The organism is Streptomyces sp. NPDC043427, from assembly GCF_056436655.1.
In genome coordinates this window covers 22,726-34,712 of record NZ_JBWKCC010000002.1, presented here as the reverse complement: position 1 = coordinate 34,712, position 11,987 = coordinate 22,726, and the positions used below count along the sequence as shown (strand labels likewise).

Sequence of the window (11,987 nt, the reverse complement as noted above, 5' to 3'; positions counted from 1 at the left end):
ACCTCGGGACGGCACGTTGACCACGACAGCGAAGACCCCCCTTCTCGGCAGACTCGGGCTCGGAGTCCTGGCCGCCGACGAGCACACGGCCCCCAAGGGCCGCAACCACAACCGCGTCGGGACGACCGACACGGGGCACCCCGTCTTCCTCAAGCGCCTCGACCCCGAGCAGCCCGACGCACGGGCGCGCTTCCAGCGGCTCCTCCGCTTCGAGGCGCTCGCGGCCACCACGGAAACAGCCCTGTGCACACCGCCCTGCCTGGGGTGGGACGAGGACGAGCTGACCATCGCCTTCCAGTGGCTGCGCACCGCACGCTCAGGCGCCGACCTCGCCGAGGAGGAGGCGTTCACCGACGACCTCGCCCGGCGCGCGGGCCGGGCCGTGGGGGCGCTGCACACGCTGCCCGCCCCCACACAGGCCGAGGCGCCGCCGTTCCTGCCTCCGCTGGAGTTCTTCCACGCCCTGCCCGCCAGGTACTACGCCCAAGCCAGCGGGGCTTCGCTGGAAGCCTGGCGGCTGCTCCAGAATGACGACGAACTGACAGCCGCCGTAGGGGAGTTACGGCGCCTGGAGGCAGCGGCGCCGCACACCCCGGCCCACTGCGACCTGCGGCTCGACCAGTTCCTGTGGGACGGCGACACCCTGTGGCTGTCCGACTGGGAGGAGTTCCGCCGCGCCGACCCGGCCCGCGACGTCGGCGACTTCGTGGGCGAGTGGCTGTACCGGGCCGTACTGGACCTGCCGTCGAAGGAGTTGGGCCACTCCGGCGCGCAAGAGGCGACGGCACACCGTGACGTGGTGGAGCGGGGCGTACAGGAGCTCTCCCGGTTACGCACCAGGAACATCGCCTTCTGGGCCGGATACAGGGAGCGTGTCCCGCAGCCGGACCCCGGCCTCACCGAGCGGGCCACGGCGTTCGCCGGCTGGCACCTGCTGGACCGGATGCTCGCGGCGGCCGAGCGCCGCCCCCGACTGAGCGCGCTGGACCGGGCGGCGGCCGGGATCGGCCGGTCGGCGCTGCTGCATCCGGGGCGCTTCGTGACGACGCTCGGACTGGGGGACTGAGATGAGAGCGGCTCGGACTGGGGGACAGCGATGAGAGCGGCTCGGACGGGGAGACATGACAGCGGCTCGGACGGGGGGACGGACATGACAGCGGCTCGGACGGGGGGACTGGGATGACGGCGGCTGCCTCTCCACCCGACACGCGGCTCGATCCGCGCCTCACGGCGATCCTGACCGAGGTCGAGGTCTCCCCGGACGGCCGGCACGCCACCGTGGCCGGCCGCTCCCTGGACGCGGACACGCCCCGCAAGCTGCGCCAGGACCTGGTCACCGCCCTCTACGAGACGTTCCACGTCGGGCACGCCTTCGGCGCGGGGCACGACGAGGGCCGCCCGCTGCGGGAGCCGGACTTCGAACACCGACTGGCGGCGTGCACACCCCACACCGAGACGCTGGTCGCGGCGGAACCGGTGGAGCGCGGCGCGCCGGATCACGACGCCTCACCCGCCGCGCCGATCGCAGTCGTCGACGGCCTGCGGATCCGCCTCGACGACACCGTCCGACAGATCGGTGACACCGTACGACTGCCGGCCCGCCGCCCGGGTCTGTCCCCCGGCTTCTTCCTGGTGGACGGCAGCCGGGGCAGACCCTTGGGCGGCCCTCTGCTGCGCCTGTACCAGCACATCGACGACGCCGACGAGGCCGTCCACCGGTGGACCCGCACCCTGCGCACCCTGGAGGACGCGGGCGTGCGGTACCGGGCCAAGGTGACCTCCGCGCAGTGGCTGCTGCCCCGCCGGGACGGACTCGTCGTCTACCTCGGCGCGGACGCCTGGGACGTCATCCCCGCCCTCACCGCAGCGGCACAGCCCACCGAGAAGGCCCGACGCGGCGACCTCTCCTCCTCGTTCGCCCGCGTGCTCGCGCCGGGCATCAGCCTGGCCTGGGAGCCCGACGACCGCCGACCGGGCCGCCGCGGCCTGAGCTTCGGCCAGCACCGGGCCGCCATCGTCGCCGAGGCACTGCTCGACGGCACGGCCGGCGCATCCCTCCCCGCCCGCCTCCGGGAGGCCCGCGTCGATCCCTCCGCCGTCCACAGGAATACCGATTCGCCGAGCATCGCGCGAATTGGGGAATGTGGCCCGCGTCACGCCGATGAATTCGGTTGACGGCTACCGCGGAAAGCTCGAAGATGATTACCTGATAAAGCGCGATGGATGGCACGTAATTCTCCGAATCGCTCTCGGAGTAATCCTCGCGTATTCCTTTGTCGATTTCACGGAAAGGAGACGGTCATGGAATCCGTCGAGCTCATCGAGGGGTATGCCGCGTACACCACCGCCGAGGAGATCGCCGCGGCCGACGCTACCGACGCACCGGCCATCACCAGCACCATAACCTCCTCGGAGATCTGCATCACGATCACCGCCGGCATCACCTGCTGAACCGGCCGACCGGCTCGGCACCTCGCTGTGACGGCCACCCCTTCGGGTCCGCTTTCCGGGCTCGAAGGGGCCCCAGGCACACCCTCTATTCATTTCGCGGAGAGCTATGAAACCGGTGCGGCACCCGGTCCTTCGGAATACGTTGCCGAATGGACTGGAACTGGTGATGAGCCCGCGGGAGGAAATGCCGCTCGTCGCCGTAGGCGTGCATTACGGCGTGGGTTTTCGCTCCGAACCGGAAGGGCGCAGCGGATTCGCCCACCTCTTCGAGCACCTGATGTTCCAGGGGAGCGCCGCCGTCGAACCCGGCGAACACCTCAGGGGCGTCCAGGCACTCGGCGGCACGGCCGGCGGCTCCACGCACCAGGACTACACCGAGTACCACCAGATCGCCCCCGCCGCCGCCCTCGAACGCCTGCTGTTCCTGGAAGCCGACCGCATGCGCTCCCCGCGCCTCACCCGGGACGCCCTCACCACCCAACTCGCCGTGGTGAAGGAGGAGATACGCCTCCAGGTACGGGACCGCGCCTACGGCGGATTCCCATGGACGACCCTGCCCGTCGCGCTGTACCGCACGTACCCCAACGCCCACGACGGCTACGGGGACTTCACCGACCTCGACCGCGCCACCGTCGACGACTGCGTCGCCTTCTTCGACCGCCACTACCCGCCCGGCAACGCCGTCCTCACCGTGACCGGCGCCATCGACCCCGACCGCACGGCCGCACTGGTCGGACAGCACTTCGGCGACATCCCGGCGAGACCCGTCGCGCCTCCACCGGACCTGAGCGAACCCCGCCCCACCGACCGGGCACTTCACGCGTACGACGACCCGCACGCCCCCTTCCCGGCGACCGCCGTCGGCCTGCGCCTCCCCGACCCGGCCGACGACCACGACCGCTACCTCGCGTGCGTCCTCCTGGCCCACCTCCTGGCGGGCGACGGCCCGGCAGGACTGCGCACCCGCGCCCACGAGCAGGGCCTGGAGCTCTCCTCGGTGACGTCCCGCTGCGGCTTCTTCGGCCCCTTCGACGCCCGCGATCCCGACACCCTCGTCGTCACGGCCCGCCACCCCGCCCCCGCCCACGACGACGTCGCCGACCTGGTCGTACGCACCCTGAAGCACATCGGCGAAGGAGCCCTCCCCGAGGAGGAACTCCACCACGCCGCCACCGCCCGCGCGGCCCACTGGAACCGCCGACACGACCACCTGCTGACCCGAACCCGCGCCCTCGGCGCCTGGACCCTGCTTTACGACACCCCCGACCGCCTTCACGACGTCCCCGCCCGACTCCGCACCCTCGACCTGAACCTCGTACGGACCACCGCTGCGGAACTGAGCCGCGAGCGGGCGGCACTGCTGGTGGTGCGGTCGGTGCGGGAGAGGGCGGCGGCATGAGCGCGACGGATCGTCCCCCCGCGGCCGGCCAGTGGGCCGACGCCGCCCCCCTCCTGCCTCAGGCAGAAGCCCTCCACCTCGACACCGGCGTACGCGTACTCACCGTCCCCCGCACCGGCACGGAAACCGTCGAGGTGCGCGTCCAGATCCCGTACACCCCCTCGGACGGCCGGGACGCGGCCGTGGCCGAACTGCTCGCCGCCACCCTCTTCACCGGCACGACCCGCCTCGGCACCCGGGACGTCCGCTGGGACACCGCCCTACGCACCGGACGCCTCCACGCGGGCCGCACCGCCGAGTGGCTGATCCTCGCCGGCCACTGCGAGGCATCCGAACTGCCCCGACTCCTCTGCCTGCTCGGCGAACGCCTGGCCCACCCGACGTACGACGAGGCCTGGGTGACCCGTGAGGCCCGCCGTATCGCCCAGGCGACGGAGGCCCTGCGCGACCAGCCACGACTCCTCGCCCTGCGGGCCCTCAACCGCATCCGGCGCGGCGACCTGGGCTGTTTCGAGGAACCGCCGACCGACGGCACCCCCGCCGCCCTCACCGCCCACCAGGTGGCGCAGGCCCACCGCCGCATCCTCACCCCCCATCGCGCCGAGGTCCTGCTGGTCGGCGCGGTACCTCCCGACACCGCCCGGGACCTGGTGGAGCGCGCGTTCGCCGCCTGGCAGCCCCGTGGGGCGGCGGCCGCCACCCCCGAACCCGCGCCTGAGGCCTCGCACACCGGGCCCGACTCCCGACGCCTGATCCACCGCCCCGCCTCCGCCCAGTCCACCGTGGCGATGTCCTGGTCGTGCCTGCCGTTCGAAAACCCGGGATACACCGCGCAGGCCGTGGCCAACGCGGTCTTCGCCGGCTACTTCTCCTCACGACTGGTGACCGACCTCCGCGAGCGCAAGGGCCTGACCTACCACGTGGCGTCCCGCTTCGACCGGGTGCTCGGCACGACCTCGATCACGCTGGAAGTGGCGTGCGCACCGCCCGCCACCGAGCAGGTGGTCGAGGAGATCCTCCAGACGGCCCGGCGCATGGTGACAACGGCTCCACCGACCCCGCAGGAGACCGCGCACGCCCGCACCTTCCTCGCCGGTTCGCTGCTGATGGCGACCGCCTCACCGACCGACCTCACCAACCTCCTCTCCACCCTGGGCTGTTGGGGCATCTCACCCGACTGGATCGAGGCGTATCCCCACCGCCTCTCCGATACCACCGCCGACGACGTCGGACACGCCGCCGCCCGTGTCCTCGCCCCGCCCCCGGAGGCCGCGGTCGTCGTCGGAGACCTGCCCACCCTGACGGCCCCGCTGACCCGCCTCGGCTTCACCCCGCACAGCTGACGGAAGGAACGACACGTGCCCCCCCGCCCACCCGACGATGTCCACGTGGCGGCACCGCCCTTCGGCGCCGAACGCCTGCTGCTGGTCGGCACCGGGGCGGTCCACGTGGCGCTCCTGCCCACCTGGGTCAACTGGCTGCGCGTCTCCTACCCCGACCTGGACGTACGGATCGTCGTGACCCGCAACGCCGAGCGCTTCGTCTCCCGTACGGCTTTGGCCGCGATCGGCGGGGGAGAAGTACTGCTCGACACCTGGCCCGAGGACCCCACCGCAGGCGCCTTGCACATGGAACTCGCCGAGTGGGCCGACGCGGTGGCGGTCTACCCGGCCACCGTGCACTTCGTCAGCCGCCTCGCCCTGGGCCTCACGGACACCCCGGTCCAGCTGGCCCTCCAGTGCACCCGGGCCCCGATAGCCGTGGCACCGGCGCTCCCACCGGGTTGCCGTGACAACCCGGTCCTCACCGGCCACCTCCAGTCCCTCGCCGCCCGCCCGAACATCACCGTGCTCCCCACCGTGCCCGGCCGCTCCGTCAGCACCGACCGCCCCGACGGCGCCTCCCCACCCCCGCTGCCGGTGCTGATGGACCGACTGGAACGCCTGCGCCGCGACTGCGCACCGGCCAGGGACGACGCCGCATGACCCGGGATCCGCAGACCCGCACCTTCGGCACACGCCAACTGCGCACCCGTATCGAACCGGTGGACTCGGGCCGCTTCCGCTGGACGAGAACCCGCCTGCACGGCGACCTCGGCCCCCTGGCACCCCCCGGCTTCCCAGCCTCCGAGCCCCACATCCTCCTGGGCGCCCGGTCCGGACAGGACACCGTCTACCTCAGCCGAGGCGACCTCTCCCTGGCCCAACTGATCTGGCCCCCGGGCCGCTTCACCTTCCCCCCGTCCGCGGCCGCCACGGCCACGGCCGCCGCGGGCCAGGCGCTCCGCCACATCGCGGACCACCCCGCCACCCCCCTCCCTCCACCACCGGCACTCACTCGCCTGGATGCCTGGCTGACCACGGGAGAGGGCCCGGGCGAGGCACCGCGCCTCCACGCACTGACGCGCACGCACCTGGGAGCGCACCGCCTGCGGACCCTCGCCGAATGGATCCACGACCTCCAGCACCGCACCCCCGTACTCCTGCACGGAGAACCCTCCCTCGGCCTCATCGTCCTCCCCCGCGAGGGCACCTCCCCTCCCGTCCTCCTCACCGGCGAAAGCCTTTCCTCCGGCCCACCCGAGTTCGACACCGGCTGGCTGCTCGGCGAACTGGCCGAAATGGCAGACATCGCCCACCGCAACGCCCCCCACCAGGAGACGGTCCCCCTCCTCAGCACCATGGCGAAGACCCTTCTGGATGCTCGGGGCCCCCTCGACACCCCCCTCCTCGCCCGCGTGGCCACGCTCCGCCGCTTGACCCATCTGTTTGACTTCGCCGCCCACGTGAACTGGAACCCGGGCGTGGAGTCGTCACTGCTCCCCCTGGCTTCCCTGATCGACGAGGAGGGGACCCCGGCCCTCGACCTGCTGCGGGTGCCTCAAAAGACGCTCCCCTGACGGCACTTCGTTCCCGCCGCCCTGTCAAGCGCTTGAGCGCGCTTTCAGGCCCTGACGGAAGTCGAGGTACGACAGCGCTATGACCAGCAGCGGAATAATGATCCACAGCAGAGCGACGCGGAGCCGGCCACCTGTCAGGACAGCGACCAGGACCACTGCGACTGCGCTGACGACGAAGCCGAAGAACTGCCGGTAGGAGCGGAAGCCACCCCCCACAGTCGCGTCCATCACGTCAGGATGGTCTTCCTCGGCGAGCGCGGCACGCAGGGGATGGCTGTCACCCTCGCGTCGGGCCTGTCGCCAGGCGAAGAAGCAACGGCCGAGTACATAAAGCACGAACGTGCCCAGGAAGATCCACCACTCGGTTGCGTCATCGGGTAAGGAGCGAGCCAGTGTCATGAGCACCGCGTGCCCCTGGCCTGAGGGAGTAGACGATTCCACATACGGGCGGGAGCCAGAGTCGGCGCACGCGGAGACCCACAACCATCGTCTGGCCACAGACGGACGGGGTCGATGCCCGGCGGGCCGACCGCTGCTCACGCCAGGGTGACGTGCACGCCACCCTGGGCCAGGGCCTCGAGGACCACGCCGAACAGGTCGTAGGGCTGGCCATCCGGTGTCAGGGCCTCGGACAGGTGCTCGCGTGCGGTCACGGCGTCCCGCCAGAACAGAGTTGCGGGGGCGGTGTACCCGAAAGTGCCGCGCAGGCAGTCGTCGAGGGCGGCCAGGCAACCGCCGAAGTAACCGCCCGGCCCGTTCACCGCCTCGCCGAGCGCCAGGTAGAGGCCCGGTTCGTCGGTGACGTGCCGGCCGTCGAGTTCGTATGCGTGACCGGCCGGCCGGTCACGGGGGGTGCGCCGGCAGGCCCGCTCTCGGACGAGGTCGAGCCAGGCCCCGCGGCACCGGGTGTCGAGGCCGGCCCAGGCACCCTGGGTGTCCGGCGGCCCGGCGAGCCACCGCTCCCAAATGGGGCGGGCGTATCCGGGAACGGGCGGGAAGAACCTCCCATCGAGCTCCAGGTCGATCAGATCCGTCCCGTAGGAGGATGGGCCCCAGGCGCTGACTCTGGTCCAGAGCAGGCGTTCGGCGAGCGGCTCGCCCTGATCGTCCTGTATCTCCAGGACGGCCTCCTCGAGGTCCAGCGCCCGCCGGGTGCCCTTCATCAGTGCCGCCCGCAGCTGATCCCCCTGGGCGAGACCCCGCAGGACGAGCGGGGGCCGCGTCCGCTCGGGCGGCAGGACGCGGGCGAATTCCCGGCAGGAGCCCAGCCGGCGGTGACCGTCGTGCACGCGAACGCGACCCCTGTGTCCCTCGGGCGGGCCTTCGTAGTCGTCCAGGCCGGTGAGTACGAAACTGTCCGTTCCAAAGAGTTGACCCGGGCTCTCCGCGTCCTCAAGCAGCCATGGGCCGAGTGTCTCGTCGTCCGGCACCAGCCACACCCGGTTGCCGACCCAGCCGCGCACTTCCGCTTGTGGAACCCAGCCGAACAACTCGTAGGTCCCCCGCTGGGGTTCCCCGAACAGCCCTTCCACCTCGGCGCAGACGCCCCAGGGATGCCCGTGCTCCGTCTCAGCCAGCGTGTACCGCCTTCGACCGCGATGGTCCTCGTCCTCATGCACGGTGGGAATCATGCCGGGACCGGGTCCCACGGCGAAGGCATTTCCCCCAAGGGTGAGGTTTCCTGGAAATTCAGCAATGGTGTAGAGCCCCGCACAGGCGGCGGGGACGGCCTACGTCCCGAACAGGTGTCACACCGTCGAGCCGGGCCAGACCGTCCGCGCCAGCTTGCCGTTCTGGCTCGGGGAGCGTTACGTGGGGCTCCTCCCCTGCTGAACCGTTCCTAGAGGCTGAGCGGGAGTGAGTCCTGTTGCCAGGACTCGTGCTCAGCCGAACGCCCCCGAATGTGTTGGGCGTTCTGGCCGACTGCGTTCGCTCCGCATCCGGCGCGTACGGATCGTGTCCGTGGTCCGGGGATGCGGGGGCGACCGCGGCCGAAGGCCGCTGATCGGCAGCGCCTCACACCCTGGGGTGCCCGGGCCGGCCTGGACGGTCCGATGCCCCTGCTCATCGCTCCGGTGAGCAGGGGGCGGTGCCGTCCGTCGCCGGGCCGGGTGCCCCAGGGCGCGTCTTCCGATCGCCACGGCGGCATGAGGAGGCGTTGTTACTGGGGGCGGAGGGTGTGCTCACGAAGACATCTGCAGCGCTCATAGGAAAAGGGTTTGAGCGAGGCGGCGCCCCGCTGCTACTTTCGCGGTGGACCGTGAAGTCGTCGTATGGAGGTGAGCCCCGTGAACACAGTTACGCAGGGGTGCTCCCTCAACCCGTCACGGTCCGGCGGCTGACGTTCGGTGTCGCCAGGAGCGCCTGAGATCGAGGCACTCCTGGAGGGAGACTCCGATGAACACGAAGCCTTTCACATCTGGCCTGAGCGAGAACGCGGTGATGATCACGCGCGTCGCGGACAGGCAATGGCATGCACTGGATGACGACCTGGTGGTCGGCCGCGGGCATGCACAGCATCGGCCCGACGGACGCTTGTTCGTCAGCATCGACGCCTGGCACGACGTCACCTTCGACCGGCTCGCCGAGGCGATGCTGGCGGAACTGCCGGCGCCGCTGTACACGGTGGTCGACGAAGCCGACGTCGAGCTGACGGCCGGCTGGCGGCGGGCCGGTTTCACGATCCGGCGCCGCGAGTGGGAGTACGTCGTGCCGACCGACCCGCGGGTCACAGGGCTCGAAGCAGTCCTGCCGCCTTCGGGCGTGACGATCGTGCCCGCCGGTCAGGCGGACGAGAGTCTGCTGCGGGCGGTGGACCGTGCGATCCGTGACGAAGTCGAGGCGAGGGTCGGGTGGCAGTCGATGCCCGCGGAGGTCATTCCCCTCCCCGAAGGGGACACCATCGTCGACCCGTCGAAGTACGCGGTGGCCGCGGCGCCGGACCGCTACCTGGGTCTGATCCGGGTGGTGACGGTGAACCGGCCGCGCATCGGACTGATCGCGGTCCGGGACGGCGAGCAGCGCCGCGGCATCGCGCGGGCGCTGCTGGCCCACGCGCTGGGGACGCTGCACCGCTCCGGGTTCGCCGCGGCCTGGACCGAAGTCCAAGAGTCCAACCAAGCAGCCTCGGCGCTGTTCGAGGGCATCGGCGCCCGGCCGATGAGCAGCAACCTGGAGCTGGTGCGATGACGAAGAACAAGAACGTCATCGAAGTCGAGGGCAAGGTCGTCGAGTGCCTGCGCAGCGCCATGTTCACCGTGGAGCTCGAGAACGGCCACCAGGTGCTCGCGCACATCAGCGGGAAGATCCGCAAGAACTACATCAAGATCATGCTGGAAGACCGGGTTCTGGTGGAGCTCCCGCCGTACGACTTGACGCGCGGCCGGATCGTGTTCCGGTACCGGAACTAGCGCCGGTCGGCACCTTCCCCGGTAGCTGATCCTGGGGCCCCGGTCATGGCGTTCTCGTGACCGGGGCCCCGGATGCGGCTCGCAGGGCCGCGGCGGCCACCGCTCCAGCCGCCGAGACAAAGCGCCGAAGTCCGCTGCCGGGGTCCGTGCCATCTCGTTCCCCGCCGAGCTGCTCGACGACGTGACGCGCCACCTGGAATGCTCGACGGCTCCCGGGCACCGCTGCGGGCGGCGAGCGCCGGGCGGTGGTCGCCTCGTGGGTCGATGTGGTGCGGTCATGCGAGGGTACGGCGGGAGTGATCACCTGGTGTCCTTCTCGGGCCGTCCGGGAGGGAGCGGGGAAACGTGCCTGGGCCGTGCCCTGGGGTCTGCCCTGGCGTGACCAGGCTTCGGTCGGTGCCGCATGTGCGTCGCCTGCCGCGTCCCGGTGGCGTCAGCTTTGTTTCGAGTTGTCGGAGGCCGCGGCTGCTGCGGCTGCGGAGCGGGAGCCGACCAGGAGCAGGCACAGGACGGCGACGCCGGCGATGACACCGGCCAGGACCAGGAGCGGGTCCAGTGGGCGGGCCGCGTAGGCGGGCTGCGCCGCTGGTGTCGCCTCCGGCTGGGCGGGGGCGGTGGCGGCGGCCGGGGCGGTGGAGGGGGTGGGGCTGTCGCTCGCAGCGGGCGCGGCGGCCGTACCGCTGTGGTGTGTGGGTGCGGCGGATGCCGGGCTCTGGGTATGTGCGGAACTCGGCCCGGGCGCCATCGGCATGTCGTGGTGGGAGGTCGGGCTCGGTGCCGGAGCACGGGTGGCGGCGGCCTTGACGGCGATCTGCGCGGTCATGCCGGGGTGGACGGTGCAGACGTAGCTGTACGTTCCGGCGGTGGTGAAGGTGTAGCTCCAGGTGCCGCCCTTGTTCAGCATCGGTGAGTGGAACGAGGCCGGGCCCGAGGTGGTCTTCACGTCGTGCGGTGCGGTGTCCTGGTTGACCCAGGTGACGGTGTCGCCGGCCGTGATGGTGAGCGAGCGGGGGCCGAACGCGTAGCCGGACATGACGATCTGGTGGCTGGCGGCCTGTGCGGCCGGCGCCTGCAGGAAGGTGAGGGCGGCCGTGAGAAGCAGCGCGGCGAGCAGGGCGCGTGAGATGCGGAGGGTCAGGCGGGGCGGCATGTGAACTCCGCTGCGATGAGCAGACGCAAGCGGTCTGCGGGGCGGATGCGGGACAGGGCGAAGCCGGTGGTGCGGCGCAGCGGGCCGTAGGGAACGCGGGTGGTGCCGAGGACGAGGAGGCTGGTGTCGGTACGTTCGACGACGCGCAGGGCCAGCGTCACGGGAACGCCGGGGACGGTCGTGTCGCCGGTGGCGAGTTCGCCCGGGACGCGCAGCCGCGAGTCGTTGGCGTCGGGTTCGATTGTGGTGCCGGCGAAGGTCAGCTCCTCGCCGCCGAGAGCGGTGCCGGTCAGTTTCAGGCTCAGGACGCAGTCGTCGGGGGACGGCGCGACCGTGAGGGTCGCTTCGTCCGCGGTGACGCGGCGGCGCAAAGTCGGTAGGGGGCCGAGGAGGGCGGTCAGTTCGACGATGCAGCGGTCGTCGGCGGCGCCGTAGATGCCGGGGTGTGGCAGCCAGGAGGGGCCGGGGACGGGAGGGGGAAGGGCCTGGGTGGGAAGAGTCTGTGTGTTCATGGCGGGCACCTCGGTGTGCGAGGGAGGGGACAATGGCCGGGGGGGGGGGGGGGGGGGGGGGGGGGGGGGGGGGGGGGGGGGGGGGGGGGGGGGGGGGGGGGGGGGGGGGGGAGGGGGGGGGGGGGGGTGGGGGGGGGTGGGGTGGCTGAGCAGACAGTGGTCGCGC

General features: G+C 71.6%; 13 protein-coding genes and 1 pseudogene. 9 read left to right on the top strand and 5 right to left on the bottom strand.

The annotated features are described in order from the left end of the window. The first annotated feature begins 16 nt into the window (after positions 1-16). The 7 genes from lxmK (at position 17) to AC067M_RS04000 (ending at position 6,749) form a co-directional block, all read left to right on the top strand. Positions 17-1,066 carry a class V lanthionine synthetase subunit LxmK gene (gene lxmK, locus AC067M_RS04030; protein WP_478695397.1) on the top strand — a complete coding sequence of 350 codons (1,050 nt, stop codon included), beginning with the start codon at positions 17-19 and terminating at the stop codon, positions 1,064-1,066. Between the two features lie 113 nt (positions 1,067-1,179). Next, positions 1,180-2,175, top strand: a complete 996-nt coding sequence (locus tag AC067M_RS04025; protein WP_478695396.1) for a T3SS effector HopA1 family protein — start codon at positions 1,180-1,182, stop codon at positions 2,173-2,175. A 126-nt stretch (positions 2,176-2,301) separates the two neighbouring features. Then, positions 2,302-2,451 (top strand): LxmA leader domain family RiPP, encoded by a 150-nt coding sequence (locus tag AC067M_RS04020; RefSeq protein ID WP_478695395.1) that lies wholly within the window; start codon positions 2,302-2,304, stop codon positions 2,449-2,451. Positions 2,452-2,617: 166 nt separating this feature from the next. Continuing rightward, on the top strand, positions 2,618-3,850 hold the full coding sequence (locus AC067M_RS04015; RefSeq protein ID WP_478695394.1) for a M16 family metallopeptidase: 1,233 nt from the start codon (positions 2,618-2,620) through the stop codon (positions 3,848-3,850). Then, the gene (locus AC067M_RS04010) at positions 3,847-5,193 is read left to right on the top strand and encodes a M16 family metallopeptidase (protein WP_478695393.1); all 1,347 of its coding nucleotides are present in this window, start codon (positions 3,847-3,849) and stop codon (positions 5,191-5,193) included. The genes AC067M_RS04015 and AC067M_RS04010 overlap by 4 nt, the downstream gene beginning before the upstream one ends. Positions 5,194-5,238: 45 nt before the next feature. Next, positions 5,239-5,835, top strand: coding sequence for a flavoprotein (locus AC067M_RS04005; RefSeq protein WP_478695392.1), 597 nt, complete (start codon positions 5,239-5,241; stop codon positions 5,833-5,835). After that, positions 5,832-6,749, top strand: coding sequence for a hypothetical protein (locus AC067M_RS04000; protein ID WP_478695391.1), 918 nt, complete (start codon positions 5,832-5,834; stop codon positions 6,747-6,749). Before AC067M_RS04005 ends, AC067M_RS04000 begins: the two co-directional genes overlap by 4 nt. Before the next feature lie 24 nt (positions 6,750-6,773). On the opposite strand, the gene AC067M_RS03995 is transcribed toward AC067M_RS04000, so the two are convergent. From AC067M_RS03995 to AC067M_RS03985, 3 genes and pseudogenes are all read right to left on the bottom strand, one after another. Next, positions 6,774-7,154, bottom strand: a complete 381-nt coding sequence (locus AC067M_RS03995) for a hypothetical protein (RefSeq protein WP_478695390.1) — start codon at positions 7,152-7,154, stop codon at positions 6,774-6,776. A gap of 131 nt (positions 7,155-7,285) precedes the next feature. Further along, positions 7,286-8,380, bottom strand: coding sequence for a barstar family protein (locus tag AC067M_RS03990; RefSeq protein WP_478695389.1), 1,095 nt, complete (start codon positions 8,378-8,380; stop codon positions 7,286-7,288). A 209-nt stretch (positions 8,381-8,589) separates the two neighbouring features. After that, positions 8,590-8,896, bottom strand: a pseudogene (locus tag AC067M_RS03985) (hypothetical protein); the annotation flags it as partial. 250 nt (positions 8,897-9,146) lie between these two features. Here AC067M_RS03985 and AC067M_RS03980 point away from each other — a divergent pair. Both AC067M_RS03980 and infA read left to right on the top strand, forming a co-directional pair. Further along, positions 9,147-9,938, top strand: a complete 792-nt coding sequence (locus AC067M_RS03980) for a GNAT family N-acetyltransferase (RefSeq protein ID WP_478695388.1) — start codon at positions 9,147-9,149, stop codon at positions 9,936-9,938. Further along, positions 9,935-10,159 (top strand): translation initiation factor IF-1, encoded by a 225-nt coding sequence (infA, locus tag AC067M_RS03975; protein WP_010981942.1) that lies wholly within the window; start codon positions 9,935-9,937, stop codon positions 10,157-10,159. The genes AC067M_RS03980 and infA overlap by 4 nt, the downstream gene beginning before the upstream one ends. Positions 10,160-10,592: 433 nt before the next feature. Here infA and AC067M_RS03970 read toward each other — a convergent pair whose 3' ends face one another. Together AC067M_RS03970 and AC067M_RS03965 are read right to left on the bottom strand one after the other, a co-directional pair. Further along, the gene (locus AC067M_RS03970; protein WP_478695387.1) at positions 10,593-11,309 is read right to left on the bottom strand and encodes a cupredoxin domain-containing protein; all 717 of its coding nucleotides are present in this window, start codon (positions 11,307-11,309) and stop codon (positions 10,593-10,595) included. Beyond that, complete coding sequence (locus AC067M_RS03965; protein ID WP_478695386.1) at positions 11,294-11,821, bottom strand: hypothetical protein; 528 nt, start codon at positions 11,819-11,821, stop codon at positions 11,294-11,296. Before AC067M_RS03965 ends, AC067M_RS03970 begins: the two co-directional genes overlap by 16 nt. Positions 11,822-11,987 lie beyond the last annotated feature (166 nt).

Excerpts from the sequence above, each read along its gene's own strand:
- AC067M_RS04000 (WP_478695391.1), top strand. The coding sequence starts at position 5,832 with ATGACCCGGGATCCGCAGACCCGCACCTTCGGCACACGCCAACTGCGC.
- AC067M_RS04010 (WP_478695393.1), top strand. The coding sequence starts at position 3,847 with ATGAGCGCGACGGATCGTCCCCCCGCGGCCGGCCAGTGGGCCGACGCC.
- AC067M_RS03980 (WP_478695388.1), top strand. The coding sequence starts at position 9,147 with ATGAACACGAAGCCTTTCACATCTGGCCTGAGCGAGAACGCGGTGATG.
- AC067M_RS03970 (WP_478695387.1), bottom strand. The coding sequence starts at position 11,309 with ATGCCGCCCCGCCTGACCCTCCGCATCTCACGCGCCCTGCTCGCCGCG.
- infA (WP_010981942.1), top strand. The coding sequence starts at position 9,935 with ATGACGAAGAACAAGAACGTCATCGAAGTCGAGGGCAAGGTCGTCGAG.
- AC067M_RS04020 (WP_478695395.1), top strand. The coding sequence starts at position 2,302 with ATGGAATCCGTCGAGCTCATCGAGGGGTATGCCGCGTACACCACCGCC.
- AC067M_RS03990 (WP_478695389.1), bottom strand. The coding sequence starts at position 8,380 with ATGATTCCCACCGTGCATGAGGACGAGGACCATCGCGGTCGAAGGCGG.
- AC067M_RS03965 (WP_478695386.1), bottom strand. The coding sequence starts at position 11,821 with ATGAACACACAGACTCTTCCCACCCAGGCCCTTCCCCCTCCCGTCCCC.
- AC067M_RS04015 (WP_478695394.1), top strand. The coding sequence starts at position 2,618 with ATGAGCCCGCGGGAGGAAATGCCGCTCGTCGCCGTAGGCGTGCATTAC.
- AC067M_RS04025 (WP_478695396.1), top strand. The coding sequence starts at position 1,180 with ATGACGGCGGCTGCCTCTCCACCCGACACGCGGCTCGATCCGCGCCTC.